Source organism: uncultured Clostridium sp. (assembly GCF_934754925.1).
GTDB lineage: Bacteria > Bacillota > Clostridia > Clostridiales > Clostridiaceae > Clostridium.
Map to the genome: position 1 here is coordinate 1 of NZ_CAKVJA010000037.1, position 26,986 is coordinate 26,986.

The following is a 26,986-nucleotide window of genomic DNA, read 5'->3' on the forward strand; positions in this document are numbered from 1 at the left end:
TAGATATTACTCTCTTCATTGCTAGGAGTAAGTTTTCCCTAGATAATATTCTTTCTAATGAGCCATATTCAAATTCATCGGTTTCTCCTTTTAAAGTTGCCGAGAATTTTCTATGCACTCTTTGCTTATGTTCGAGTTCCACTCTATCTTGGGCATTAGAGCCTAAATATTTAGTTTTCTGCAATCTTTGATTATTCTGCGAAACTTTCAAATTTCAAAACCTCCTTAAAGTTCAGTCCTTCGTCCGCTATCGCGATTAGCGGAGTTACTATGACCTCTGCTGACTTCTGATAGTTCAGCTACATATCACTATGTAGGTTATTACTTTAGAAATTCATCTTTATTAGTAATATATCTATCAGACCTCCCCAGGTAAGAACAACAACCTTCATCTCATATATCTGCTACATTTACTCCTAAGGTTTCGGGTAGTGTTGGACTTTGTTTTGTTATGCAAACTCGTCCGACCTTAGTAAGCCTTGTATGTAGTTCGTATTCCTCAGACCGAGACTTTGCCTCCGACTTCCTTCAGATTCCACCTCACGGTGGACACCCTTGTCATTGGCTAGTGGTTCCCACTACCAAGCCCACAACGGACTTTCACCGTCAAGTTGTTACCCATGCTGGGCACACATACAAAAAAAGGAATTCAAATCTGAATTCCTTTTTTAAATAATCTTATTGGAGGCGCCACCCAGATTTGAACTGGGGAATAAAGGTTTTGCAGACCTCTGCCTTACCGCTTGGCTATGGCGCCGTATATTTATTATTATATATAATATCATTCAAAATGTCTACACTTTTTTTATATTTTATATTATAAATTATAAAAGGAGCCAGAAAATTAGCTCCCTTTACTTATTAACTACTGAATTCATTATTAATTTTAGGCAATTCTATAATTCTATTACATACTTTTTTAGCTAATTCTATATTATGAGTAACTACTAACATACCTAATTTATTTTTATTAGATATTTTCAATAGTAAATTCCAAATTTGCGCTTGAGTAATAACATCAAGCATAGTGCTTATTTCATCACAAACTAAAAATTTAGTTTCTGGACCTAATACCCTTGCTATACAGAATCTTTGTAATTCTCCCCCAGATAGCTCATTAGGCCATCTATTCAACCAGGATCTTTCTATTCCCATCTCATCTAACAAATTATTATCTACATTCCACCCCTCATTTAGTGTCTTACCCATCTTCCACCTTGGATTAACTGATTGCTCTGGATGCTGATAAATCATTTGAATTGGACAATAACATTTTTCAGGAATTGGCTTTCCATCCCATAAAACTTCTCCTTTATCAGGCTTTATGTATCCTGATATTATTTTTGATAATGTACTTTTTCCATAACCTGATGGTCCAACTAATGCTACTCTTTCTTTAGAATCAACTGTAAAACTAACATCTTTAAGTATCCATCTAGAACTTTTACTATATCTATAGCTTATATTTTTAACCTCAAGTAGCATTAATACACCTCACCTCTCCATCTCTTACTTTTCTCATCTTAATCTCCATACAACATTCATCTGTTTTTAATGAACATCTATCTCTAAACAAACAGCCCTTTGGAAGATTGCCTGCATAAGGTTGATATCCTGGTAGTTCCTTAAATTTATTTTGTGGTAGTGCATCTATAAATGCTTTACTATAAGGATGTCTTAATGCATCTTTTCCCTTTATAAAATCTTCAACTTGCGCAATTTCAACTATAGTACCAGAATAAAAAACTGCAATTCTATCAGCTACATTTAAAGCTAAATCTACATCATGAGTAATTAACAATACTCCACATCCATTATCTGCAATCTCTCTAAAATTATTTAATGTTTCCATTGCAAGCTCTAAATTTAAACCTGGTGTTGGCTCATCAGCTATAATTAATTTTGCTTCATTCATTACAGCTGTTGCTATTAAAACTCTTCTTGCCATTCCACCTGATAATTGAAAAGGATACATTTCTGCAACTTTATCATCTAAATTATATTTTTTAAAAACTTCTTTTTGTTTTTCTTTATTACCATTAATTCCAACAACCTGCTTTCCTACCTTCATTAATGGATCTAAAAAATCTACTGATTGTGGTATAAATGCTATATCTTTTCCTCTTACTTTTCTTAAATACTTCTCATTTAATTCATCATTATAATATTTTATACTACCTTTTATTTTTGCATTTTCAGGCAATATTCCCATAATTGCATGAGCTAAAAGACTCTTTCCTGATCCACTTGATCCAACTACAGCTACAATTTCACCTTTTTTTACATCAATACTAAGTTCATGTATAACTTCTAAATCTCTTTTACTTAATCCCCTATTATACATACTAAAGGCTATTGATAAATTATCTACTTGTAATACTGATACTTTCTCATTCATAGACTTTCTCCTTATTTATTGATTTCCGCTATTTGGATTAATTAAAAGCTTAAGATTCTCACCAATTACATCAAATAAGATTACAACACTTAAAAGCATTACTCCTGGAAAAACTGCAAGCCACCACTTTCCTGTTGTAATATGATTCATTGCTTCTGATAAGATAACTCCAATTGCAGGAACCTCTGCTGGAATTCCAAATCCTAAAAATGTTATTGATGCTTCATGCATAATAGCATGTGGAAATAATAGTACAACACCAATTAGATATACTGGTAATACATGTGGAATAATATGATTAACTGCAACTTCAAACTTACTTTTTCCCATTTTATAGGCTGCTTGGACATATTGAGATGATCGAACTTGAAGAACTTCTGCACGAACAAGCCTTGTAAGTGAAGGCCAATGGGTAACTGCTACTGCTACTGTAACTCCTACTGTACCTCTTCCAAGCATAAATGATATTAAAATTAGCAAAATAAGATGTGGAATCCCCATACAAAGGTCAACACACCAATTAATAAATTTATCATATTTTCCACCAATAATAGCTGAAGAAACTCCAAACACAAGAGCAATAAAAGAGCTTATTATAGATGCAAGTATTCCTATTAAAATACTATTAGATAACCCTTTTATACATCTCCAAAACATATCTCTTCCCATAAAATCTGTTCCAAACAAATGGTCTAAACATGGACTTATAAATTTTGATGAATAATTCACTGCATATTTATCTGAATTCATTGTAATTCCTAAAATAAATACTACTAATAAATACGCAGTAGAAATTGCTACATAAAATATTATCTTAGCCCTTGTATTAGGAAAAATATTAAACCTATCTTTTTTTATCACTCTTAAGGGGCTATTAACCATTATATTTTCCCTCCTTTAACCTTGGATCCAATACTCCATATAATATATTTGCAATAAAATTACCTACAAATACAAATATGGCACTAAATATTGCAATGCCTAGTAATAAAGGAACATCTCCATTTAATCCTGCTGCTGTTGTTGCTGTACCTAAGCCTGGATAAGAAAAAACTGTTTCAGCTAATGCTATTCCTCCAAAAAGTTCACTAAATGAAGCAAATTGTTCTGTTATAGCTGGTAATGCTATATTTCTTAACCCATGTCTAATTACTAGTTGTCTAGTATTTTCACCTCTTGCCTTTGCAAAAAGTATAAAGTCACTATTTAATATTTCTATTAACTTTTGTCTTGTAAATAATGTTACTCTACTAATACCTAATATGCTAAGGGTTAATGCTGGTAATACAAGATGATATATTCTATCCCAAATTGTAATTTCTGAAGCTAACTTCCCCATTGGTACTGCAAATCCTATAGGAAACCATCCTAAATATACTGAAAATAAGCTTAAAATTAATAAACCTATCCAAAAAGTTGGTGCTGATTGTAATGCAAGACAAAATATTTTTATAATCTTATCAAATAAACTTCCTTTATATACACCTGCTAAAACGCCAATTGCAAATCCTACTATTCCTGAAAAACACCAAGCTACTAACATTAATACTATTGAATACTTAAATCTCTCTAATATAACTGTACTAACTGGCTGCTTATATGTTATTGATGTTCCAAAGTCACCTCTTAATACATTTTTACCCCAAGATGCAAACCTTTCTAATGGTGGATCATTTAATCCCCAATGTTCTGCAATTTTCTCCTTTGCCTCTACTGAAAGGGTAGATTCTGCTCCAATATACGAAGTTAATGGATCTATAGGTGAATTTGTAACTAAGATAAATGAAATAATACTAACCCCTATTAACAAGGATAACATTCTAAAAAATGTTGAACTTATATATTTTACTCTATTCATTACTCTTCCAATCCTTCATATTACAAATAATTGGTGCACCATGTCCGTGTGGATGTGGTATTTGTGTATTTATAGAAATATCAAGAGAGTCATTTATAAAGTAGCTATGCTCAATATTTACAATATATAAATATGGATAATCTTCACTTGAAACTGTTTGTACTTCTTTCCACTTTTCTACTGCCTCTTCTTGATTATTAGAATCTATAGCTTCATCTATTAATTTATCTACTTCCTTATTTGAATATCCAATTGTATTATCGTAATCACCTGTCAAAAATAAATCAGAATAAAGCAATGACTTTAATACTGTAGGGCTATATTGTCCCCATCCCCATACAATACCACATGTTTTAGCTTTAACTGTAAGTTCATCCCATGTTCCTTGTTTAACATTTATTTTTATTCCTAACTCTTTTGCATCTTCTGCAACAGCACTTCCTAATAAATATCGTTGCTGATCATTAGATGGTGCATAAACATCAAATTCACAAACTACCCCATCTTTTTCACGAATGCCATCGCCATTACTATCTATCCATCCAGCTTTTTCAAGTATTTTTTCTGCTTCATCTTTTTGATTATCATCATAAACTAAAGGATTTCCCCAAACTAAATTAGTTGTAAAACCAGTAGCCTTTTTACCTACACCATTTAAGGCATTTTCAATTATTTGTTCACGATTTATCCCTATACTTAAAGCTTTACGTACAGCTATATCAGATGTAACATTATTACCTACTACTATTTCATTGCCCTCTTTATCTGTCATTTTCTGCTCCGGTAAGCATGGTAAGCTAATATTACGGACATCCATAGTCTCAAGATTCTCTAAATGCATTCCATTTATTGTTTCTGTAGAATAGTTTGGATCTACCATAACTATATCTAATTGACCAGACTTAGCATTAGAAAAAGCTGATTTACTATCCATTTTTACAAATGTTACTTGCTTAATTTCTGGAGTTCCTTCGTAATAATCTTCATAAGCTTGTACTATAATTTGTTGATCTGTATTATATTGAATAACTTTCCATGGCCCTGTTCCTATTGGTGATTTATCAAAAACTTCGCTATCATATGCGTCACTTGGAACAATTCCTAACAATGCAATGGAATCAAAAAATGGCGAATATGGCTCTGATAATGTAAATTTAACTGTATAATCATCTACAGCTTCTACATTTTCTAATCTTGTAAGATCAACACTTTCATTATCTGCTTGATTACTCTTTACTGTTTCATAAGTGAACACTACATCTTCAGCAGTAAAATCTGATCCATCTTGAAACTTAATACCTTTTTTTAAATTAAAAGTATAAGTTAATGAATCTTCACTTATACTCCAACTTTCTGCTAAATCACCTTCATATTCTGAATTTGGATTTACTCTTGTTAAAGCATTATTAGTAAATGAATATCCGTAACTCATAGCTCCTTTAATTGGATCTAAGCTACTTTCAAAAATATTATTTCCAACATATGCTGTAATACTGTCCTTACTAACATTATTCTCATTATTAGCAGATGTTGAAATACTATTATCATCTTTAGAGTTATTTTTCACACTTGTACTTTTTCCATTATTACATCCTACCATGAGTAATGACATACTTACTATTAGTGATACAATCAACGATTTTTTTTTCATAAACTTCCCCCTAATCTCTTTTTCCACTTTATACCAGAATTTTATCATCTTTACCAACCCTCAACAACCTCGGTAGGGGGATTAATTTTATATTTTTTTATAATAAATAAATTTTAGTTTTCATAAAAAATATTATATGAAAAAAGAGGATTTCGATGCGAATCCTCTTTTTTAACGTGATATTATTAAGTATTTATTTAATAAATTGGGCTATTGCTTTATTTAAATCTTCTATAGGTCTTTTATCACCACATTCTATAGCTTCTACTATGCATCCTTCTATATGCTCCTGCAATATTATTTTACTTACTCCATTTAATGCTGATATAACTGCTGCTAACTGAATTAATACTTCACTACAATCCCTCTCATCTTCAACCATGCGTTTTACGGATTCTAAATGTCCAGCTGCACGAGATAAACGATTCAATATAGCTTTTGTACTTTCGTGAGAATGTGTATGTGTGTGCCCCTCTGTATTTTTATGAGTATGAGTAAATGTCTTACCATTATCACTTTTATGAACATGCTCCATTGCTTTTGTACTATCCATGTTATACCCCCAATTTATACTACTATATAATTTATATTAAATTTTATAGTAAGTTATTCTTTCATAAAAATAATCTCTATATTAATATTCTTCATATTAGCTTCTAACCCTTTTATTATCGAGTACTAAAACAAAAAGATATGAGAATTTTTTCTCATACCTTACATCATTTTAATATTAGTCTTTTTCTTAAATTTTATACTCTTTCTTTACATACTACTGGTAAATTTATAGTCTTATAATAACTTATCATTCTAATAAGTACTATAATTACCAAAGTTATAAATTGTGCTGATTCTATTCCAATTATAGGATATATAAACCAAAATATAGTTACACCTATAACTCCTGCAACACAATAAATATCATTTTTAAAAATTTGTGGTTTTCTATTAGTTATTATATCTCTTAGAACTCCTCCACCAACACCAGTTATACTAGCTGCAAATATAAATAACATAAAATTATAATTACTATTGATTGCTTTAACAGCTGCTGATACGAAAAAGGCAGCTAGTCCAATTGCATCGATGAATACAAATAAATTCTTATACTTTAAATTACCTTTTAAAAATATAGCTAATAAAGTTCCTGCAATAATAAATGGAATTGTCATATAACTTGTAAAAAATACTGGAATACCTGAATTTGTAACAATATCTCTAAGTACTCCCCCACCCATAGCTGTAATTATAGCTATTATATATATTCCAAAAATATCAAATTCCTCTTCAATAGCTACTATTGCTCCTGATACGGCAAAAGCAAAAACACCGATATACTCCAAAACTGTAATATAGTCCAAGAAAAGTCCTCCTTTTTAGTAATACCTTAAGACTAATTATTAAAATAATTGCGCCTCTGTCTTTTTACCTGAAAGATTCTCTTACTATACTTAAGATTGCTTCGTCGGTGCCTTTTAATAGACTTTCCAGAGTTTTCTCAAAATTTGGTCCTTTTGCCTGAGAGTTTGCCGCACTTTCCCCTTCGGCTCTGTATTTAAACAGCATCTCCCAAATTTTTCAACGAAATACTTGTAAATTATAATATATCCATGTTTATACTTCAAGAGGCATATTTATTATATTTTAATATCTTTTATTTGCTCTAATGATAATACTCTATTATCTCCTAAAATATATTTAGCAATGTTAAACAATTCCTTATCCTCTGTTACTAAATTTAAATCATCATTAACATAACAAGCATATAGCTGCAATAAATCATTTTGAGATAAATTATTACTATTAAATTTATCCTTAATTTTATAATCAAATATCATATAAAACCCACTAATATCTTCTTTTTCAACTTCCATACTATAAGGCAATAAATTACAAAAACGTTCACTTAAAACTTCTTTTCTTCTATACTCTTTTGTTTCTTTTACTGATAATTCATTTAATACTTCCCTTAATATAAATACCTTATTTTCCTTTAGAATTTTATCTAAACTTTTCTCATTTAAATTCCAAAGTTTAATTATTATATTAGTATCCAATAAATATTTTTTCATTTGTCTCTCTCCTTTTATAACACACTTAATTTAATTATAAGTAACTATCTAAAAATATAAAATATATTTTAAAATTCTATATACCTATTCTATTGCATGTTTCATCTCACTAACATACTTAAACAATTCTTCCTTAGTATTTTCCCCATTATTTTCAATAATTTTAACTATAGCACTTCCAACAATTACTCCATCAGCTACTTCTGATATTTCTCTTGCTTTATTAGTATTATTAATTCCAAAATCAACAGCACAAGGAACATTCGTAACTTCCTTAATAGATTGAACCATATTTCCTATATCAGTATTAATTTCACTTCTTGCACCTGTAACTCCCATCGATGATACAACATATTAAATCAGCTCCTGCTCTCTCCATTTCTAAAATATACTCTACAGTTTTTTCTTCACTTGGATCTCCTGCAGTTAAAAATCCTATAAAGGCTTTTTTATTTTTAAAAGCTTTGTATATATTACTCATAAATTTCTTCCCCCTTATATCTAGCTATTGCTGCAACATCTTTATCGCCTCTTCCTGAAAGACAAATTATAATACTTTCATCCTTGCTAAAGTCTTTTGCTATTTTTTTTGCATAAGCTACAGCGTGTGCACTTTCTATTGCACAAATAATTCCCTCTGTTTTAGCTAAATACTCAAAAGCTTCAACTGCTTCATCATCCATTATAGGTACATATTTTGCTCTTTTTATATCATTTAGATAAGCATGCTCTGGACCTATTCCCGGATAATCTAGCCCCGCCGAAATTGAATATACTGGTGCTATTTGTCCATTTTCATCTTGGCAAAAATAAGACTTCATTCCATGAAATATTCCAACAGTACCATTTGCTATTGTTGCTGCATTTAAGGCTGTGTCTACACCTTTTCCTGCTGCTTCACACCCAATAAGCTGTACATCTTTATCTTTTATAAAATCATAGAACATTCCCATGGCATTACTTCCACCACCAACACAAGCAATAACGGCTGATGGTAATTTATGTTCTAACCTAAGTATTTGCTCTCTAGCTTCTTTACTTATTATACTTTGAAAATCTCTTACTATAGTTGGAAATGGATGTGGGCCCATTACTGAACCTAAAACATAATGAGTATCTTCAACTCTACTTACCCATTCTCTCATAGTTTCATTAACAGCATCTTTTAAAGTCATGGTTCCACTAGTTACAGCATTAACTTTAGCTCCCAAAAGCTTCATTCTATATACATTTAAAGCTTGTCTATCTGTATCTTCCTTTCCCATAAAAATTTCACATTCTAATCCTAAAAGTGCTGCTGCTGTTGCTGTTGCTACTCCATGTTGACCTGCTCCTGTTTCTGCAATTACTCTTGTTTTTCCTAGTTTTTTGGCCAATAATACCTGTCCAAGAACATTATTGATTTTATGAGATCCCGTATGATTTAAATCTTCTCTCTTTAAATAAATCCTTGCTCCACCTAAGTCATTAGTCATTTTTTCTGCATAATACAAGAGAGAAGGTCTTCCTGCATACTTGTTTAATAAATTATTTAGCTCATCATTAAATTTCTTGTCTTTTTTATAGTATTCATACTTTTCTTCAAGATTAATAAGCTCATTCATTAATGTCTCTGATATATATTGACCTCCATAATCTCCAAATCTTCCCCTACTCATTCCTATACCTACCTTCCTAATATTTTCATTATTTCTTTTATTTTTTCATAATGTAATATAAATCCTATTTTTATTTAATAAGACTTCTTCTTTTACTATACTTAATAGCTTTACCCCTTTGATTTCCCCTATTCTTATTTTAGTTCTTGCTACTATTTCATCTAATATCATAAATTCACCTACTCATTAGAATATTTAATAAACTCTTCTAACTTATTCTTTGCTTCTCCACTATCAATTACCTCTTCAGCTAACCTTACTCCATCTAGTATAGTGTTAACCCTTCCAGCTAAATATAATGCTGCCCCTGCATTTAAGACCACTGCATTTCTTTTTGGTCCCTCTTCACCATTTAATATAGATAATGTTATTTCTGCATTTTCCCTTGGAGTTCCACCCTCTAAATCTTCCCTTTTACATCTTTCTAAACCAAACTGTTCTGGAATTATAACATATGAATAAAACTCTCCACCCCTTACTTCACAAACAGTTGTATGTGAACTCATAGATATTTCATCTAATTTATCTTCTCCATACACAACTAATGCCCTCTTAACACCTAAGTTATATAAAACTTTTGCAAGTGGTTCTACTAATTCTTTATCATATACTCCCATAAGCTCAATATTTGCTCCTGCAGGGTTACTTAATGGACCTAAAATATTAAAAACTGTTTTTATTCCAAGTTCCTCTCTTATTTGTGCTACATACTTCATTGAAATATGATAATTTTGTGTAAATAAAAAACATATTCCTATCTTATTTAATAACTCCGTGCTTTTTTCTGGAGATATATCTATTCTTACCCCTAAAGCTTCTAGAACATCAGCTGACCCACATTTACTACTTGCAGCTCTACTTCCATGCTTTGCTACAGGTACTCCAGCTGCTGCAATAACAATAGATGCTGTTGTTGAAATATTAAATGAATTAGAACCATCCCTGCCTGTTCCTACTATTTCAAGAACATTTTTATCATGTAAAAGCTTTATACAATGATGTCTCATTTCTTCTGCAGATCCAGTAATTTCTTCTATAGTTTCTCCTTTCATACTTAATGCAGTTAAATAAGCACTTTTTTGAACATCACTTGCTACTCCACTCATAATTTCATTCATTACCTCTTTTGCCATTTCATATCCAATATCTTGCTTATTACTTAATTTTTTAATAGCCTCTCTAATCATTAAAATTGCCCCCTTATATTTTCATTTTTTACTTCTTTTAACTTGGCATAAATCATACTTCCCTCCTAAAAATTTAATATATTCTGCCAAGAAAAATAAAAACCCGTCCTTGACAGTAAAGTTCACTGTCAAGGACGGGTAGAATATACTACACCCGCGGTGCCATCTTGATTTACAAAATATCGTACACTTTATTCAGATACTAACATATCCTAGACAACTAACGTATGTCAAAGGTCATAGAATACTAAGAACCTAAGGTTCTTTTCGCTATGCCCTCAATGGTCCATTTAATAGGCTACTTTCTGCTTGGCTCTCACCTATCCAAACTCTCTGTAAGTGCAGGATCTATTTTTATTTCCATATCAACTGTTTCTTTTTATAATATTACCATATTTTGTAAATAAGTTCAATGTTTTTTATTTTTATTTTTTAATATATTTATTTTCTTATTAACTTATTTTAATTTATTATGCACAATAATTTTCTTTCTTATCTGATTCTGAATAATAATTTATTATATTTATTATAAAATTTCTAGTATCAGAATTTAATTTCTTTGTACTTGAAATCTCTTTTACTGAAAAATTCCTTGTAAAAAAGCTATATGCTAATTCAACTAAAAATCTTGATGTATTTATTATTCTTGGATCATTTAATAATTCTTTAAACATTATATTAGTTCCGTTGATATATTCCTTAGCAACTACATAAACTTCCTTAATACTTAATAATTTTAATACTATATATAAATCTTTATTTAATTTTCCAATAAAATTTTGAACTACTTCAATATAATTTTTTTCATGATATGAATCTACAAATTGTAAATTTATTTCCATATAAAATCACCTCTATAAATATTTTACTTTATTAATTTGTCAAATTTGTTACAATAATCTTAATTTATTCTTAAATATTTGAAATATTTCTATTAACTTTGTTTTTTTACATAAATTGTATTAATTATCATTAAAAGGTTTTTCAATTTTATTATACAGTATTAATTAACTTTTGTAAACCTTTACTTAAACTTTTTATATAACTTTATTGCCTAATTAATATTCTTAATTAGGCAATTTTTATTTTACTATAATTTTATTTTTTTAATTTTAATCCAAACTTTTCTTTGAGCCTTGTCCATATATTTGAATCACCATCTTCTTCATCTATATCATACTCTTCTTTAAAATTATCAATTTTACAAGTTTCTTTCAAATCACTAATTGGACTAACTTTTTCTTCTTTCTTTTGTGTAATTACAGCTTTAATTTCTTCATCTGTTAACTTTTTAATATTAAGACCTAATACACATATAGCACTATCTAACATATATAGTTTTTCTGTATTTTTACAATATAATCCTTCAACTAATCTATAATTATCATTTTCTCTTTCTTTAACCCAAGCCTTTAAAGTTATATTCTCTTCTCCGTATTTTAAATCTTTAATAGAATATACTCCATCAAAAACTTTATATGCAATGTCATTAATTTTATCAATTATTTTAACTCTTACAATGGTATCTAATTTCTTAAATAACTTTTTATCATATTTTATTTCCATTAAAACTATTTCTTTTTCTTGTTGATATATAGGATATTCTTTTTCTTTTATTAGCATTCTTAATAATTTTAATTCATTAACATCTGAATCGTAATATTCATTTATTACTTTACTCTTATTAAGTAACTCTTCTAATTTATTATAAAAATACCCCAGATATAACATCAATATTTTTTCTTCATTTGTTATAGTGTCTTCTACATCATTTATTTTATCTAATATTTCATTTAAAACTTCTATAGCATCATAATTTTTATTTTGTATAAATGATAATTTTAATCTTTCTATTAATGTTAATTCATCCTCATTTTTTTCTTCAATAATATCTAATGCTACTTCTTTAACTACTCTTTCATCAGTATTTTGTTTTTTCTCATAATTTGTTACTTCATCTATAATCTTGTTTATATATCCTTCTAGAAAATCATCTTCCTCTGTACTTTCATCTTTATTTAATTCAACAAGCTCTATAGAAATATTGCTTTTCTTTTTTTCTTTATCTCCTATAAAATTATTTACTCTTTTTTCTTCTAATTCATTATCAATTCTATCTACAATAGAATCACTAATATTCTTTTTCAACTCTTTTAATTCTAATTTTATCTTTTCTATTTCTTCATTAGCTAATTGTAATTTTATTTTTTGATTTTCTATTTCAATTTCTTTTTCTTCAATTATTTTTAATAAATCTTTTTTATTTTTTATTTTTTCATCTAATTTAATTTTCTCTCTCTCCATACTTTATCCTACTATCTTTTTTGTTATAATATATTTTATAAATATATTATAACACTAAATTCTACTATAAAGTTACAAAATAGTTACATATTTCACATATTTCTTTTAACTTTATACTATTTTTTCAAATGCTACTCTCTCATTTCCATCTTCTAAGTATATTATTCCACAATACTTAAAGCCATTTTTCTCAAGTAATTTTTGCATTGAAATATTATCTTTATGAGTATCTATTTTTATACTATTCACTTTATTTTCTTTACATAATTTTTCTACTTCTTTAATTATATTAGATGCAATTCCATTTCCCTTAATCTTTTCACTAACTGCAATTCTATGTATAACAGCATATTCCTCATTGTTTAACCACTGTCCATTATATATATTTTTATAGGATTTATCCGCTTCAAATGAAACCATTGCCGTTGCTAATATCTTATTTTCACTTTCTAATACGTAGCTACTATTATTTTTTATATCATTATATATAACATCACTATTGGGATATCCATTTTGCCATTGATCTATCCCCATTTTTCTAAAATACTCTTTTGCTTCATCTATTATTTGCATTATACTTTTTATATCTTCTATAGTTGTCTTTCTAAACTTCATAAGTACACCTCAATAAATAATATTAAATTTTACTATAATTATTATTTTATTATATAACAAAAGAGGGATAATTACTTACCCCTCTTAAATTAATTTTTAAATGTAAATTCCTTTAAAGTATTATTAACTCCTTGTAAAGTATTAGGTATTATTCTAACTATACTTGGTAAAAATATAGAAACCACAAAACCTATACCACAAGCAATAAAAATACTATATTCCTTAGGTACTTGTCCAATATAAATTCTATAGCCTTGTATAGCTGCAATAGCAATAACTCCAACTATTATAACTTTAGATACTAACCAAGATGATAAACTTATTATCCTACATATAAAAATTAATATTGTTAATATTGCTATTATTGGTAATGCTATTATTTTTAATGGTATCAATAATAAATTTAATATTCCATTAGAGCTTTTTTCTTTTTTTACTCTAACACTTTTGCTTTTATCTTCATATTTATTAGTACTATCATTGTCTCTGTCTCTGTCTCTGTCTGTGTCTCTAGTATTATACTCTTTATCATTTTTACTTACATTACTTTTTTTACTTGAACCATTACTTTTTTTACTTTTACTCTTTTTATTCTTAGAAGTGCTTTTTTGCTTTATTTTTTTTATAATTTTTTCTTCAAAATCATCTTCTTCCTCTTCATTATCAAAAAACCCTTCACAATCCTCAAAGTCTTCCTTTGATCTAAATATAATTCTTTCTTGTTCTGGTTCATGATGTTGTATTAAAGACTCCCTCAATATTTCCTCTCTGCTCATTAAAACAGTAGCAGCATAGCTATTTTCTATATCTTTACTTTGAACTTTATTAACTTCTTGCTCTTGTAATACCTCTGCTGGCTTCTCTTTAATTTTATTATTTTTAAATAAAGAACTTACTTCTTCATCAAATATTTCTTCCTGCTGTTCTTGTATTATATTTTCCTGATAATTTAGTGCATTATATGCTTCTTTAAACAAATCTAGGAATTTTTCTAACATTTTTTCATCTTTTACTTCATCTCTAAATTTTTGAACTTGCTTATCATAAGCTTGTTTAATTTCTTCTTGAGTAGCATTATCTTCAATACCTAGAACCTTATAATAATTCACCTAATATCCTCCTATAATTGTTTATTATTTAATATATAAAACTCCTTATTTTATACATATTATTGATTATATCAATTTTACTATAAACCCTCAAATAGTAGATATATTAAAGAATAAAAAATATTATCCTATTATGTTTATTTTTACTTTATAAATTGATATAATATGTATTAAATAATAATTATTATTTCTTTTTTAATAATAATTATATTTTTTATAAATAGAAAATACTATATATATTAAATAAACGAGGTGAAGTTATGAGTAAAATATCAATAATAGGTGCAGGTTCAATTGGTGCTACAACAGCATTTGCATTACTACAAAAAGGAATAGCAAGAGAAATTGTAATTAATGATATAAATCAAGAAAAGGCACTAGGAGAAGTATTGGACTTAATGCATGGTAGTTCTTTATCTAGACCATGTAATGTTACTTTAGGTACTTTAGAAGATACTAAGGATTCAGATATAATTATAATAACTGCTGGTTCACCACAAAAACCTGGTGAAACTAGATTAGACTTAGTAGATAAAAACTATTCAATATTTAAAAGTTTTATCCCAAAACTTGCAGAACTAAGCCCAAATTCAATATTATTAGTTGTATCTAATCCTGTAGATGTTCTTTCATATATGACATATAAACTTTCTGGTTTCCCTAAAGAAAGAGTAATAGGTTCAGGTACTGTTTTAGATACAGCAAGACTTAGAAGTTTACTTGGAAAGTATTTTGGAATTGATGGAAGAAATGTAGAAGGATATGTACTAGGTGAACATGGCGATAGCGAATTTGTAACTTGGTCATCATTAATGATTGGTAGCATACCTGTAAAAAGTTTCTCTGAGCAAAACTCTATAGAATGGGATAAAGAAACTGAAAGTGTTATAGCTGAAGATGTTAAAAATTCTGCTTATGAAGTTATTAAAAGAAAGGGTGCTACTGCATTTGCTGTTGCAATAGCTCTTGAAAGAATAGTTGAGGCAATTATTAGAGATGAAAAAACTATTTTAACTGTTTCAACATTATTAAATGACTATTATGGTGTTAACGATGCTTATCTAAGTGTTCCAACTATTCTTGGAAGAAATGGTATAGAAAAAGTATTAAATATTCAATTATCACCAAGTGAACAAGAAAAATTTATATCATCGGCTAACTTAATGAAAGAATATATAGATAGAATTAATGACAAATAGAATTAATAAAAGCTGTATCAAATTTGATACAGTTTTTATTAATTTAGCTCTATTTTAAACAAATATTGATAGATAACTATAATTACAATGATTTAGAATATACTTGTCCTATTTTTATAGAACCCTTCTAGCTCTTCCAATTGAACTCCATGGAACACTAGTTATTCTTATAGTCTTACCAGAGTTTGGTGATTCTATCCATTGATTATTTCCTATATACATACCAACATGTCCTAAATTACTATAGAATAATAAGTCTCCAGGCTGTAGACTATCTAATGATACTTCTACTCCACTTTTTATTTGGTCATAAGTTGTTCTTCCAATGCTTATATTAGCTTTACTAAATCCCCATTGCATAAATCCAGAACAATCAAACATTCTTGCTCCACTATTAACGTATTGATATAAAGTATCATACTTACCTGCAGAAGCATAATCTGGGAACCTATTCTTTAATGTTTGTATTGATGCGTTAGTAACTAACTCCCCTGAACCACCATAAGCATATGGAGAACCAATATGAGATTTTAATTCCTCTAATATAATGTTATATGCATTAGAAACAGAAGCATTATTATTGCTACTTCCTGAACTACTATTACTTCCAGTACTATTATTACTTCCAGTAGATATTTTTACATAATCCGCACTTACATATCCTACTGAACCTTTAAAGTTAATTTTATACCAATTTCCTTCTTTTCCAGTTATATTAACACTTTCATTATTTAGTAAATATCCTAATACAACTGCATCTGAAGATGGTTGCTTTCTTACTCTTAAATTAGAAGAAACATTTGTAATAACACCTACAGCATTCATTGTTTGAGATGAGTTATTGCTATCAGTTGTTGAATTACTATTTCCAGTACTTGAATTTGATCCTGAAGATGGTTTAGTTTCAGTTATATAATCCTTATGAACATAAGCATATGATGAATTATACTTAATTTTATACCAACTTCCTGTTTCACCTACTATATTTACAGAGTTACCTGAATATAAAGTACCTAAAACAGTTGAACTAGTAGATGCTTCTTTACGAACTCTAAGTCCCCCACTGCTTACATTATAAACATATCCTGTTTTATTAACTTCTGTTTCTGAAGAACCAGTGTTTCCTGTATTATTACTTCCTGTATTATTAGTTGTATTACCATTAGTTGTAATATATTCCTTACTTACATAACCATATCCACTGTTATACTGTATTTTATACCATTCACCTTCTGTTCCAAGGATAGTTACTTCAGCATTATTTGTAAGGTATCCTAATACCGATGCACTTGTAGATGCTCCACTTCTTACTCTTAAATTACTAGATACATTATATACCTTACCCTTTTGTGATACTGTTGAAGATGTTGTTATTTCTTTTACATAATCTCCATGAACGTAACCAGTTACTCCATTGTAGTTAATTTGATACCAACTCCCACTCTTAGAGATTATATCAAATGTACTACCATTTCTAATAGTTCCTAATACTGCTGAACTTGTACTTGCTGACTTTCTAATTCTTAAAGTTGAAGTTACATTAATAACTTGTCCCTTACTTATTGAAGCTACTGATATTCCACTATTTAATTCTGTAGCACTAGCTGGTACAGTTTTGGCTACTAAAATTGTTCCAACAACACTCGAAATAGCAATAATCTTTTTCAGCTTTTTTCTCTGCATATTTTTTTACATCTCCCACCTATTTTAATATATATTTTGACATACTAATTATATATTTTTTCACTTTAATTTTCCATATTTTTTAGCATATTATTAATTGTTTTTATTATTTTTACCAATTATTATTTAAAACTGTTGACTTTTTTATTCTTATATATAAAATAGACGAAAATTAAGAGTAACTTGATTATTAAATAAACTAAAATCATGTTACTCTTAATTTTTATAACTATAAAAACTCACTTTATATTATCTAAAGCTTTTTATCATGTGGTTTTTTAGATTCCATAATTTTTCTGATAAATCAACGTAATATACCTGTGGATTATTAAACCTCTTTACTTCATCCCATAATGATGAAACTTGTTCTAAAGAATATTTTCGAATTTCATCTAGCTTTGGTGTTTTATAAACACATTTTCCTTGAATAAAAATTGGTACTTGTATCTTTTTTGCATAATAATTTGTTACAACTTTTCTCTTCCATGTATGAATAGGATCGAATATCTCATACTCTTTTGAATCATCTATAATTTCATCTGCTAATGTTAACACATCTGCTATAGCCTTATTATTCTCTTTATCAAATAATCTCCAAATTGTTTTATATCCAGGATTAGTAACCTTTTCTATGTTTTCTGACAGCTTAATTCTTGGAATTAAATCACCATTTTCTTCAACTGCAACTAATTTATATACTCCTCCAAAAACTGGTTCTGACTTTGCAGTTATTAATCTCTCCCCAACACCAAATGTATCAATGCAAGCTCCTTGTGTCATAAGATCTGATATTATATATTCATCTAGACTATTAGATGCAATTATCTTGCACTTCTCTAATCCATTTATATTTAATATTTTTCTTACTTCCTTTGAAAGGTATGCCAAGTCTCCACTATCTAATCTAACACCCTTAAGCATTTTTCCTTGTGGTTCTAATACATTTTTAGAAACTTTAATAGCATTAATAATACCTGATTTTAAGACATTATATGTATCTATTAATAAAATACAATTATCTGGATATGTTTTTGCATATGTCTCAAAAGCCTTATATTCATCACCAAACAATTGTATCCATGCGTGAGCCATAGTCCCTACAGCCTTAACTCCAAAAATTTCATCTGCAATAGTATTTGCAGTTCCATCTACTCCACCTATATAGGCAGCTCTAGCCCCATATATAGCTGCATCATACCCTTGACTACGTCTTGCTCCTAATTCTAATACTACTCTTCCCTTAGCGGCTCTTCTTATTCTATTAGCTTTTGTTGCTATTAAACTTTGATGATTGATAGTTAAAAGTAACATTGTTTCTATTAATTGTGCTTCCATAACCTTTGCTTTAACCGTTATTAATGGTTCATTTGGAAACACAGGCGTTCCTTCTTCTATAGCATAAATATCTCCTGTAAACTTAAAATTCAATAAATACTCTAAAAATCCCTCACTAAACAGCTCCCTTTTTCTTAAATATTCAATATCTTCTTTATCAAACCTTAATCCCTTTATATACTGGATTAACTGTTCTAATCCAGCTGTAATTGCAAATCCTGCATTATCAGGATTTCTCCTAAAAAACATATCAAAACAAACTATTTTATCTTTTAAATCATTTTCAAAATACCCATTAGCCATTGTAAATTCATAAAAATCTACTAGCATACTTAAATTTCTTTCCTCTTTTAAATTTATTTTCATCATAATTAATACTCCTTCAAATTATAAAACACCTTTTTAAAATTAATTTTTATAACAACATTTTTATTATTTTTTGCTATAATATAAACTTTTAATCATAACAGACCACAGTCTATAAATTTTTATAAAAAAAACTACAATAATATTATTTATCTAATATCATTGTAGTTTTTTATTTATATTTTAGTTTTAAATTGCATATATATCTGAAAACTCTACATCACATTTTTTTATATCTGAATGTGCTTTCATACCTAAATCAATTTTATTTTTACTATCAATACATCTAATTGGTAAAGTAAAAATAAATTCTGTTCCTTCTCCTACTTGACTCTCTACATATATTTTTCCATCATGTAATTCTACTAAGGATTTTACCAGTGACAAGCCAATTCCACTACCTTCTACTTGTCTATTTAACTTTGTATCTACTCTTTTAAATTTTTCAAATATGCAATTCCACTCTTCTTTAGGAATTCCTATTCCATTATCTTTTATAGATATTTTAACCTCATTTTTTTCCAGAGATATATGTATATTAATCTTTCCAATACTTTGGTTATGATTTTGGGTATACTTAATTGCATTAGAAATTAAATTTAATACTATTTTCTCGATTTTTTCTCTATCACAAGCTATTATTATTTCTTCAATGTCTGTATCAAATGTAATATCTACATCTTTTCCTTCAAGATAATTAGCAACAGAAGTTACTATATCTTCTATTAAATATACTATATTACAATTTTCTAAATTGATATTACAGTTTCCCATATCAATACTGCTAACATCTAGTATATTATTTACTAATCTTAATAATCTATAAGAATTTTGTTTAATTGAATTAGTATATTTTATAACATCTAATTTATTATTAATTATATCATTATTATTTTCTAGTATATTATTAATTAATTGTACTGCGGACAATGTTATATTTAATGGTGTTTTAAGCTCATGAGATATATTGGCTAAAAATTCATTTTTTATGTATTCCGAATAAAAAGCCTCTTCATATTTTATTTTTTCCTTTTCTAACCATCTTTCCATTGTTATATCTGTTCCTGCACCTACATATAAGCCTTTCTTCTCTACATATATGCATCTCCAAAATATTAACTTATACTCACCATTTTTACATATACATCTATTAACATGACTTGTAAAATGTGGCTTTTTAGCTCTACATCTTCTAGCTAGTTCTAAAACCTCTTCTACTTCATCTTTATGAAATAACTCCTGCCATTTTAGATTTTTGAGTTCTGCTTCACTCCATCCTAGATACTCATTCCATACATCACTAGATTTAATTATAGTTCCATCTTTATCTATAAATGACAATAAATCTGTAGTAGTATTTAGTAATAAAGATATTTCTTCTTCTGCATCAATATACTTATCTTTAATATCATTTAATTGTTTATTTAAATCATTTATATTTTCTTTACTATTCTCTGCATCTGTTTCTTCATATTCTTTTAAAATTAAACAATATACTTCTTCTCTTTCAAAAGTTGTTTTAAATACTTTTCCTGTTAAATTTACTATATTATTATTTTTATTTACTACTTTATACTTACTATAATTTTTATTTAAGTTTTCAAACTCTTCTACTATTAATTTATCATTATTTTTTATTATTTTATCATCAATATATTCATTAACAACATCTGTTAATTCATAGCCTAACTTGTTTAATAATTTTATATTACAATGTACTATTTTTTTCTCTTTATTAAAAAAAATAATATAATCATTTATATTGTCAAATATTTCCTTCATCTGTTATCCTCTATAAATTCTTACGTTAATATCTTTTTTAAACTGTTATATCTTTTCTATTATACCTAAGTTATATTTTTTTTTCAATATTTGTAATATATATAAAGCGCTTTAATAAGTTATATTCCAAAATTATTTTCCTATAAATTTCAAAATGCCTTTAGCTACTAATGCAACTCCAAGAAAAATAAATCCAAAAATTAATATTGCTTTAAAAAGAGAAATTGGTAATAAACTTATTTTTAAGGAGAAAAATATGGAAAGCACTATAATTATTATACCTAGTAATATTAAAATTACTCCTAATATATGTTTTCTTTCAAATACTATTGTAACAATACCTATAAATAATAGTATTGTACTTGCTACAAAACTTACTCCACCTTTACTTGTCCCAAAAAATTTTATTGGAGAATATACAATAGTATTTTGAAATATTTCTATAACTCCTACAGCTATTAATATTATTCCACTGATAATTAATAATCTACTTAATTTATTATTATTATTTCTATTATTGTTATTTTGAAAGCTATATCTATATCTTCTTTTATAATTATCAGTTTTATGTTCTTTTCTTATATAACTTCTTAAACCTGGAATGTAACGCATTGGTCTTTTTCTATTCCTCAAAATACCACCATCAGTAATTAATTATAATTAATATATGCCTTAATCTTCATTAGTGAACCTATTTATAAATACATTATAAAAATTTTCACATATTTCTATTTAATCTTATAAAAAAAGTTGCCTCATAATGAGACAACTTTTTTCTAAAATATACCGTGTATTAAATTCATTATAAAACCTGTATGTTCATTGAAAATATTTATACCTATAAGAATAAGAATAATTCCCCCTATAAGTTCAGCATAATCTTTAAATATTGCTCCAATTTTTTTACCTGCAATAACACCAATAAAGCAGACTATAAATGTTATTATTCCAATAATTAATGATGAAGAAACTATATTAACATTTAAAAATGCAAAACTTATTCCAACAGCTAAAGCATCTATACTTGTAGCAATAGCAAGAGTAGTTAATTCTTTATTAGATATTTCATATTTATTATTTTCTTCGCCTTCTAAAGTAGTACTTACTTCACTTTCAGTATCTTCATTTTCAGAAGTTCCTTCTTTACGACTCTCATAAAATTCATAAATCATTTTCCCACCTAAAATAGATAATAGTATTAGGGCAATCCAATGATCTATAGCCTTTATATATCCTTGAAAACTTATTCCCAACAACCATCCAATTAATGGCATAGCTGCTTGGAAAACTCCAAAAAATAAAGCTATTTTTATAGCTATTGCCTTAGTTAAATTTTTTAAAGTCATTCCCTTAGTAACTGATACAGCAAATGCATCCATTGCTAAAGCAAATGCTGTAAGTACAATTGTAGTAATGTTCATACTCATTCTCCTTACTTATTATTATTCTCTCACTTTTTTTATATACAAAAAAATAACGAGATTCATGGATGCTAAAAAAGCATCCATGAGTCTCGTTATTTAAAATTAAGCCAGGTTTTATTGAAAACCATTATGTTGACCTAATTACATTTTCATGCTAACTACTCCCTCATAGAACTAATCTATTATAATATTATATCATTTATATGTCAATTATTTGATTATATTCTTTTTCTTTTTATATACTTTCCATACCCCTTTTCCCCTACAAACTCTCCATCTTTAGAAACTACTTTTCCTCTTAATATTGTAAATATAGGATAGCCTTTTAATTTAAATCCTTCATATGCTGTATAATCCACATTAGAATGAAGTTTATCAGTAGTTAAAACAACTTCCTTATTAGGATCTATTATTGTAATATCTGCATCACTCCCTACTGATATTGTTCCTTTTTTAGGATATAATCCAAATATTTTAGCTGGATTTGTACAACACACTTCTACAAATTTATTTAAATCTATTTTATTTTTCATTACTCCCTCAGAAAAAATCAAAGGAATTCTTTCTTCAACTCCAGGTGCACCATTAGGACATTTAGTAAAGTCTTCTTTCCCTAACTGCTTATCTCTATTAAATGAAAAGGGACAATGATCTGTTCCTATAGTTTGTATATATCCATCTTTAATTCCTTTCCATAAGGCTTCACAATTTTCAATACTTCTAAGTGGCGGACTCATTATATATTTTAGTCCCTCATTATTTTGTAATTCATATTTACTTTTATCTAATAATAAATACTGAGGACATGTTTCTGCATAAACTTTTTGTCCACATTCTCTTGCATTTTTTATATATTCTAGTCCATCTTTAGTTGATAAATGAACTACATATAAGTCTTCATAATCAACTATTTTAGCAAGTTTAATCATTCTATTTACAGCTTCTGCCTCTGCTTCTACTGGCCTACTTAAATAATGATATTTCGGACTCTTTAATCCTTTATCAATAAACTTTTTTCTTAAGTATTGAATACTTCCATGATTTTCGCAATGTATTGTTGTTATACCACCTAACTCTTTTAGTCGCTCAAAAACTTTTATTATTTTATCATCATCTATTTTGTAATCATAAGTTAAATATCCCTTAAAGCTTTGAATTCCATAATCACAAACAATTTCCTCCATTTCATTTATTATTTCATCGTTTACATGTTGAATAACACCATGGAATCCATAATCTACTACAGCATTATTATCTGCATATTCATGATATACATTAATCTGATGCTTTAAGTTACACCCTATTGGTCCAAATCCCATATGATCAACAATAGTTGTTGTACCTCCACAAGCAGCTGCAATAGTACCACTATAAAAATCATCATTTGCAACATTATTACCTACATGTAAATTAAAGTGAGTATGTATATCTACCCCTCCTGGTATAACATACTTTTCATTAGCATCAATTACTTCATCTGCTGTTTTATTAATATTTAAACCTATTTCTTTTATAATTTCATTTTCAATAAAAATATCTCCCTTATATATATCACTAGCAGTAACTATAGTCCCGTTCTTTATTAATAATCTCATATATGAATACCCCCTGATTTATTCCTCTTTTATATAAACCTTCTATGTATTTAGTTGATATTCCTTGTTTTAAAACATATAGATTTTATAATAATATATATAAATGTCTGGATTAACTTATAAATAATCCAGACATTTATATATATGATTTACATTCCTGTAATTTATTTTATCTATACACCTTCTGAATCTATTACTTCTTCATCTTGTCCTTTTGTTACATTATTTATCACTTCATTAACCTCATCTAAAACCTTATCTATTTCATCTCCTCCTTCTTCATTATCATCACCATTCTTATCTGCATAGTTATTTCCACTGTTATTACCACAATATATTCCTTTTTTAATAGGTGCTATTAAAAAACCTGCTACTGCGCCAGCAAAAAAACATGCTGCTCCTAATAAAATTGTTTCATTCTTATTCATTAACCTTACCTCCAATATATTTATTTACTTGAACATATACATTACTTATATGTTTAATATTTTGATAATATTATTTAATTGCAATTATTTAATAATATTTATATAAATTAAGACCCTATTAAATATCACTAATTTAATAGGGTCTATAAAATTAAATTACTATTTATTTAAATACGGCATTACATCCTGAGTATATGCTCTTAAAACCTCTGCAACACTCCATGCTTGAGAATAGCATCCTCTTCCCGTAGAAGCAAAATCTCCATCAAAAATTTCAGCTATACCATTTATACATCCATCTCTCATAGTATCTTCAAAGACTTTACACATATAATTAGCTTTCTCTATAGCTTCTTTAGAATAGTCGTTAACTTTACAATAAGCTGTTATAAATCCTCCTATTAAGAAGCCCCATGTTGTTCCCATATGATAAGCACAGTCTCTATCAAATAACTTTCCTATATACTTTTTCTTATAATCTTTATCCATAAATGAAAGTGAACGTAATCCATAAGTTGAATATAAATGTTTATATACTGTATTAACTATCATTTTTTCTTTTTCTCTATCTAAAATAGAAAATGGTAATGATACTGCCCAAATTTGATTTGGTCTTATCTTATCATCATTTTTATCTACAACATCATAAAGACAGCTCTTTTCTTCATTCCAAAACTTATCATTAAATGACTTCTTAACTCTTTCAGAAAGATTTATATATTCACTATTATCATCGCCAAACTTATTAGCTAAATCCTCCATTATTTTTAGTGCATTATACCATAATGCATTTATTTCAACTGGCTTTCCATGTCTCGGTGTTACAACATAATCACCAACTCTCACATCCATCCAAGTAACTTGATCAAGTCCTCCACCTGCAAATATTAATCCATCAGTATCCATTCCAATTGAAAAGTCTGTTTTACTTGAATAAGCTTTATATATCTCTTTTAATTTTGGATATATTTTTTCCTCTATAAATCTATAATCATTTAAATCACCAGTATACTTTAGATATTTATAAACAGCTTGGAAATACCATAAAGATGCATCTACAGTATTATATCCTGGTTCAGTGTTAGCATCTGGAAATACATTTGGAACTAATCCATTCTTTATATATTTAGCAAATGATTCTAATATTTCTCTAGCATCGCTAAATCTTTTTGTTACCAAAGTAAGACCTTCAAATGCAATCATTGTATCTCTACCCCAATCTGTAAACCAAGGTAAACCTGCTAATATAGTTTTTAATCCTGTGCTTTCTCTGCTTACAATAAAATGATCTCCTGCCTTAACTAAATTATTAGCAAAATCATCTTTTAAATCTGCATTATTAACTAACCCTTCTGCTCTTTCCTTGTACTCTCTTACAATATCAAATCCTGATTTTTCATTTAATCCTTCTATTGTACATTTAATATAAAAGCTTTTCTTTTCAAAAGGCTTTAATTTAACATGGATTTCATATGGTGTATAATGATTATCAACACCTAGGAACCCAGTTCTATGATCCATCATATAAAAATGATTTTCTTCTATTAAATAATTTGGTGTTGCCATACTTGTAGGAATTAAACTTCTGTCATAATACTCACCCTCTGATGTATAAAACTCTATTTTTATATCCTTATTCTTATCTGGTATTAACATTAAAGTTTTTTCATCTACATTAACATCAAATTTTAATTCTGATCTCTCACTTGTTTCTCCAGCTTCTCTATAATTAAATAACGGAACTAAATTTAACTTAGCTTCTTCACTACCATTTTCAATTTCATAGCATATAGCCACTGTATTATGCCCATATTCCATAGCTATGCTTTTATTTATTGAAATATCTTCAACTCTATATCTATACTCTGGAATCGTATCCAAAATAAATTGCTCTAAATATTCTTGTCCATTTTTTGAAGTTCCTATATATTGCTGAGATGTTAAATCATACTCTCTATCTTCAATAATAATTTGCTCTTGTACTCTTGTAAGTATAAGCTTTCTATTTACTGGTGCATTTAATGAAGCTATTAAATATCCATGAAAAGCTTGTGCACCTCCACCAGCAACAGTATGGTTAGCATATCCGCCAATTCCATTACCAACTACCCATAATAATTCATTACCATCTTCTATTGTTTTCCACATTCCTCTTCCATACTTATACATTTCTTTTCCCCTTCTTTTACTAAGTTATACTTGATAATGAAATTATACATAAGTTTTTTTTTACAAACAATAAAACATATCTGCTACTTTTACACTAAAACTGCTAAATTGTTCGTTACGTGGAAGCGAAAAAATGAAATATTTATTTTCCAGTAA

At 27.9% G+C, this 26,986-nt stretch carries 26 protein-coding genes, 1 tRNA gene, 1 pseudogene and 1 riboswitch; of the genes and pseudogenes, 1 reads left to right on the forward strand and 27 read right to left on the reverse strand.

Translation table 11 applies throughout. The features are described 5' to 3' along the window. The 19 genes and pseudogenes from Q0G30_RS10920 to Q0G30_RS11005 form a co-directional block, all read right to left on the reverse strand. A pseudogene (locus Q0G30_RS10920) lies at nucleotides 1–211 on the reverse strand (hypothetical protein); the annotation flags it as partial. A 471-nt stretch (nucleotides 212–682) separates the two neighbouring features. Next, nucleotides 683–757, reverse strand: a tRNA-Cys gene (locus tag Q0G30_RS10925). Nucleotides 758–861: 104 nt separating this feature from the next. Continuing rightward, nucleotides 862–1,485, reverse strand: coding sequence for an ATP-binding cassette domain-containing protein (locus Q0G30_RS10930; RefSeq protein WP_294389768.1), 624 nt, complete (start codon nucleotides 1,483–1,485; stop codon nucleotides 862–864). Continuing rightward, the gene (locus Q0G30_RS10935) at nucleotides 1,475–2,398 is read right to left on the reverse strand and encodes an ABC transporter ATP-binding protein (protein ID WP_294389774.1); all 924 of its coding nucleotides are present in this window, start codon (nucleotides 2,396–2,398) and stop codon (nucleotides 1,475–1,477) included. Before Q0G30_RS10935 ends, Q0G30_RS10930 begins: the two co-directional genes overlap by 11 nt. A gap of 15 nt (nucleotides 2,399–2,413) precedes the next feature. Next, complete coding sequence (locus tag Q0G30_RS10940) at nucleotides 2,414–3,280, reverse strand: ABC transporter permease (RefSeq protein ID WP_294389778.1); 867 nt, start codon at nucleotides 3,278–3,280, stop codon at nucleotides 2,414–2,416. Next, nucleotides 3,273–4,256 carry an ABC transporter permease gene (locus tag Q0G30_RS10945; protein ID WP_294389783.1) on the reverse strand — a complete coding sequence of 328 codons (984 nt, stop codon included), beginning with the start codon at nucleotides 4,254–4,256 and terminating at the stop codon, nucleotides 3,273–3,275. Before Q0G30_RS10945 ends, Q0G30_RS10940 begins: the two co-directional genes overlap by 8 nt. Further along, nucleotides 4,249–5,907 (reverse strand): ABC transporter substrate-binding protein, encoded by a 1,659-nt coding sequence (locus Q0G30_RS10950; protein ID WP_294389787.1) that lies wholly within the window; start codon nucleotides 5,905–5,907, stop codon nucleotides 4,249–4,251. Before Q0G30_RS10950 ends, Q0G30_RS10945 begins: the two co-directional genes overlap by 8 nt. Before the next feature lie 193 nt (nucleotides 5,908–6,100). Further along, nucleotides 6,101–6,460: a metal-sensing transcriptional repressor gene (locus tag Q0G30_RS10955; protein WP_294389789.1), complete on the reverse strand. Its 360-nt coding sequence runs from the start codon at nucleotides 6,458–6,460 to the stop codon at nucleotides 6,101–6,103. 196 nt (nucleotides 6,461–6,656) lie between these two features. Further along, nucleotides 6,657–7,265 (reverse strand): TRIC cation channel family protein, encoded by a 609-nt coding sequence (locus tag Q0G30_RS10960; RefSeq protein WP_294389792.1) that lies wholly within the window; start codon nucleotides 7,263–7,265, stop codon nucleotides 6,657–6,659. 135 nt (nucleotides 7,266–7,400) lie between these two features. Continuing rightward, nucleotides 7,401–7,486, reverse strand: a riboswitch (glycine riboswitch). Between the two features lie 55 nt (nucleotides 7,487–7,541). After that, complete coding sequence (locus Q0G30_RS10965) at nucleotides 7,542–7,976, reverse strand: PIN domain-containing protein (RefSeq protein WP_294389794.1); 435 nt, start codon at nucleotides 7,974–7,976, stop codon at nucleotides 7,542–7,544. A gap of 84 nt (nucleotides 7,977–8,060) precedes the next feature. Further along, nucleotides 8,061–8,315: a tryptophan synthase subunit alpha gene (locus tag Q0G30_RS14435; RefSeq protein ID WP_366013913.1), complete on the reverse strand. Its 255-nt coding sequence runs from the start codon at nucleotides 8,313–8,315 to the stop codon at nucleotides 8,061–8,063. Then, nucleotides 8,290–8,457 (reverse strand): tryptophan synthase subunit alpha, encoded by a 168-nt coding sequence (locus Q0G30_RS14440; protein ID WP_366013915.1) that lies wholly within the window; start codon nucleotides 8,455–8,457, stop codon nucleotides 8,290–8,292. Before Q0G30_RS14440 ends, Q0G30_RS14435 begins: the two co-directional genes overlap by 26 nt. Then, on the reverse strand, nucleotides 8,450–9,634 hold the full coding sequence (gene trpB, locus Q0G30_RS10975; RefSeq protein WP_294134828.1) for a tryptophan synthase subunit beta: 1,185 nt from the start codon (nucleotides 9,632–9,634) through the stop codon (nucleotides 8,450–8,452). Before trpB ends, Q0G30_RS14440 begins: the two co-directional genes overlap by 8 nt. A gap of 45 nt (nucleotides 9,635–9,679) precedes the next feature. Beyond that, a complete protein-coding gene (locus Q0G30_RS10980) occupies nucleotides 9,680–9,805 on the reverse strand; it encodes a hypothetical protein (protein ID WP_294389797.1) in 126 nt (41 codons plus the stop codon). Nucleotides 9,806–9,813: 8 nt separating this feature from the next. After that, complete coding sequence (gene trpD / locus Q0G30_RS10985; protein ID WP_294389801.1) at nucleotides 9,814–10,821, reverse strand: anthranilate phosphoribosyltransferase; 1,008 nt, start codon at nucleotides 10,819–10,821, stop codon at nucleotides 9,814–9,816. 470 nt (nucleotides 10,822–11,291) lie between these two features. Continuing rightward, nucleotides 11,292–11,663 (reverse strand): hypothetical protein, encoded by a 372-nt coding sequence (locus Q0G30_RS10990; protein ID WP_294389804.1) that lies wholly within the window; start codon nucleotides 11,661–11,663, stop codon nucleotides 11,292–11,294. Nucleotides 11,664–11,919: 256 nt separating this feature from the next. Then, nucleotides 11,920–13,125, reverse strand: coding sequence for a hypothetical protein (locus Q0G30_RS10995; RefSeq protein WP_294389807.1), 1,206 nt, complete (start codon nucleotides 13,123–13,125; stop codon nucleotides 11,920–11,922). Nucleotides 13,126–13,236: 111 nt separating this feature from the next. Continuing rightward, entirely contained in the window at nucleotides 13,237–13,740 is a 504-nt protein-coding gene (locus tag Q0G30_RS11000) for a GNAT family N-acetyltransferase (RefSeq protein ID WP_294389811.1), read from the reverse strand. Between the two features lie 89 nt (nucleotides 13,741–13,829). After that, nucleotides 13,830–14,849: a DnaJ domain-containing protein gene (locus tag Q0G30_RS11005; RefSeq protein ID WP_294389814.1), complete on the reverse strand. Its 1,020-nt coding sequence runs from the start codon at nucleotides 14,847–14,849 to the stop codon at nucleotides 13,830–13,832. Between the two features lie 260 nt (nucleotides 14,850–15,109). On the opposite strand from Q0G30_RS11005, the gene Q0G30_RS11010 reads away from it, so the two are divergent. Next, entirely contained in the window at nucleotides 15,110–16,048 is a 939-nt protein-coding gene (locus tag Q0G30_RS11010) for an L-lactate dehydrogenase (protein ID WP_294389817.1), read from the forward strand. 114 nt (nucleotides 16,049–16,162) lie between these two features. On the opposite strand, the gene Q0G30_RS11015 is transcribed toward Q0G30_RS11010, so the two are convergent. The 8 genes from Q0G30_RS11015 to Q0G30_RS11050 form a co-directional block, all read right to left on the reverse strand. Continuing rightward, nucleotides 16,163–17,731, reverse strand: coding sequence for a C40 family peptidase (locus Q0G30_RS11015; RefSeq protein ID WP_294389818.1), 1,569 nt, complete (start codon nucleotides 17,729–17,731; stop codon nucleotides 16,163–16,165). A 249-nt stretch (nucleotides 17,732–17,980) separates the two neighbouring features. After that, the gene (locus Q0G30_RS11020; RefSeq protein ID WP_294389822.1) at nucleotides 17,981–19,435 is read right to left on the reverse strand and encodes a nicotinate phosphoribosyltransferase; all 1,455 of its coding nucleotides are present in this window, start codon (nucleotides 19,433–19,435) and stop codon (nucleotides 17,981–17,983) included. 186 nt (nucleotides 19,436–19,621) lie between these two features. After that, the gene (locus Q0G30_RS11025; protein ID WP_294389827.1) at nucleotides 19,622–21,214 is read right to left on the reverse strand and encodes an ATP-binding protein; all 1,593 of its coding nucleotides are present in this window, start codon (nucleotides 21,212–21,214) and stop codon (nucleotides 19,622–19,624) included. A gap of 132 nt (nucleotides 21,215–21,346) precedes the next feature. Next, nucleotides 21,347–21,847 (reverse strand): hypothetical protein, encoded by a 501-nt coding sequence (locus Q0G30_RS11030; RefSeq protein WP_294389830.1) that lies wholly within the window; start codon nucleotides 21,845–21,847, stop codon nucleotides 21,347–21,349. A 143-nt stretch (nucleotides 21,848–21,990) separates the two neighbouring features. Then, nucleotides 21,991–22,635: a manganese efflux pump MntP family protein gene (locus Q0G30_RS11035; RefSeq protein ID WP_294389833.1), complete on the reverse strand. Its 645-nt coding sequence runs from the start codon at nucleotides 22,633–22,635 to the stop codon at nucleotides 21,991–21,993. Nucleotides 22,636–22,856: 221 nt separating this feature from the next. Next, entirely contained in the window at nucleotides 22,857–24,233 is a 1,377-nt protein-coding gene (gene hydA, locus Q0G30_RS11040; RefSeq protein WP_294389836.1) for a dihydropyrimidinase, read from the reverse strand. Nucleotides 24,234–24,406: 173 nt separating this feature from the next. Then, on the reverse strand, nucleotides 24,407–24,661 hold the full coding sequence (locus Q0G30_RS11045) for a hypothetical protein (protein ID WP_294389840.1): 255 nt from the start codon (nucleotides 24,659–24,661) through the stop codon (nucleotides 24,407–24,409). 159 nt (nucleotides 24,662–24,820) lie between these two features. Then, complete coding sequence (locus Q0G30_RS11050) at nucleotides 24,821–26,830, reverse strand: amylo-alpha-1,6-glucosidase (protein ID WP_294389842.1); 2,010 nt, start codon at nucleotides 26,828–26,830, stop codon at nucleotides 24,821–24,823. Nucleotides 26,831–26,986: the final 156 nt, after the last annotated feature.

What these genes read in the sequence shown, in the direction of transcription:
- Q0G30_RS14435 (WP_366013913.1), bottom strand. Translation starts at nt 8,315, where the DNA reads ATGGGAGTTACAGGTGCAAGAAGTGAAATTAATACTGATATAGGAAAT.
- Q0G30_RS10955 (WP_294389789.1), bottom strand. Translation starts at nt 6,460, where the DNA reads ATGGATAGTACAAAAGCAATGGAGCATGTTCATAAAAGTGATAATGGT.
- Q0G30_RS11045 (WP_294389840.1), bottom strand. Translation starts at nt 24,661, where the DNA reads ATGAATAAGAATGAAACAATTTTATTAGGAGCAGCATGTTTTTTTGCT.
- Q0G30_RS11015 (WP_294389818.1), bottom strand. Translation starts at nt 17,731, where the DNA reads ATGCAGAGAAAAAAGCTGAAAAAGATTATTGCTATTTCGAGTGTTGTT.
- Q0G30_RS11010 (WP_294389817.1), top strand. Translation starts at nt 15,110, where the DNA reads ATGAGTAAAATATCAATAATAGGTGCAGGTTCAATTGGTGCTACAACA.
- Q0G30_RS10950 (WP_294389787.1), bottom strand. Translation starts at nt 5,907, where the DNA reads ATGAAAAAAAAATCGTTGATTGTATCACTAATAGTAAGTATGTCATTA.
- Q0G30_RS11035 (WP_294389833.1), bottom strand. Translation starts at nt 22,635, where the DNA reads ATGAACATTACTACAATTGTACTTACAGCATTTGCTTTAGCAATGGAT.
- Q0G30_RS11020 (WP_294389822.1), bottom strand. Translation starts at nt 19,435, where the DNA reads ATGATGAAAATAAATTTAAAAGAGGAAAGAAATTTAAGTATGCTAGTA.
- Q0G30_RS10940 (WP_294389778.1), bottom strand. Translation starts at nt 3,280, where the DNA reads ATGGTTAATAGCCCCTTAAGAGTGATAAAAAAAGATAGGTTTAATATT.
- Q0G30_RS10990 (WP_294389804.1), bottom strand. Translation starts at nt 11,663, where the DNA reads ATGGAAATAAATTTACAATTTGTAGATTCATATCATGAAAAAAATTAT.
- Q0G30_RS10980 (WP_294389797.1), bottom strand. Translation starts at nt 9,805, where the DNA reads ATGATATTAGATGAAATAGTAGCAAGAACTAAAATAAGAATAGGGGAA.
- hydA (WP_294389836.1), bottom strand. Translation starts at nt 24,233, where the DNA reads ATGAGATTATTAATAAAGAACGGGACTATAGTTACTGCTAGTGATATA.
- Q0G30_RS10995 (WP_294389807.1), bottom strand. Translation starts at nt 13,125, where the DNA reads ATGGAGAGAGAGAAAATTAAATTAGATGAAAAAATAAAAAATAAAAAA.
- Q0G30_RS11050 (WP_294389842.1), bottom strand. Translation starts at nt 26,830, where the DNA reads ATGTATAAGTATGGAAGAGGAATGTGGAAAACAATAGAAGATGGTAAT.
- Q0G30_RS11025 (WP_294389827.1), bottom strand. Translation starts at nt 21,214, where the DNA reads ATGAAGGAAATATTTGACAATATAAATGATTATATTATTTTTTTTAAT.
- Q0G30_RS11000 (WP_294389811.1), bottom strand. Translation starts at nt 13,740, where the DNA reads ATGAAGTTTAGAAAGACAACTATAGAAGATATAAAAAGTATAATGCAA.
- Q0G30_RS10965 (WP_294389794.1), bottom strand. Translation starts at nt 7,976, where the DNA reads ATGAAAAAATATTTATTGGATACTAATATAATAATTAAACTTTGGAAT.
- trpD (WP_294389801.1), bottom strand. Translation starts at nt 10,821, where the DNA reads ATGATTAGAGAGGCTATTAAAAAATTAAGTAATAAGCAAGATATTGGA.
- Q0G30_RS10945 (WP_294389783.1), bottom strand. Translation starts at nt 4,256, where the DNA reads ATGAATAGAGTAAAATATATAAGTTCAACATTTTTTAGAATGTTATCC.
- trpB (WP_294134828.1), bottom strand. Translation starts at nt 9,634, where the DNA reads ATGAGTAGGGGAAGATTTGGAGATTATGGAGGTCAATATATATCAGAG.
- Q0G30_RS10930 (WP_294389768.1), bottom strand. Translation starts at nt 1,485, where the DNA reads ATGCTACTTGAGGTTAAAAATATAAGCTATAGATATAGTAAAAGTTCT.
- Q0G30_RS10935 (WP_294389774.1), bottom strand. Translation starts at nt 2,398, where the DNA reads ATGAATGAGAAAGTATCAGTATTACAAGTAGATAATTTATCAATAGCC.
- Q0G30_RS14440 (WP_366013915.1), bottom strand. Translation starts at nt 8,457, where the DNA reads ATGAGTAATATATACAAAGCTTTTAAAAATAAAAAAGCCTTTATAGGA.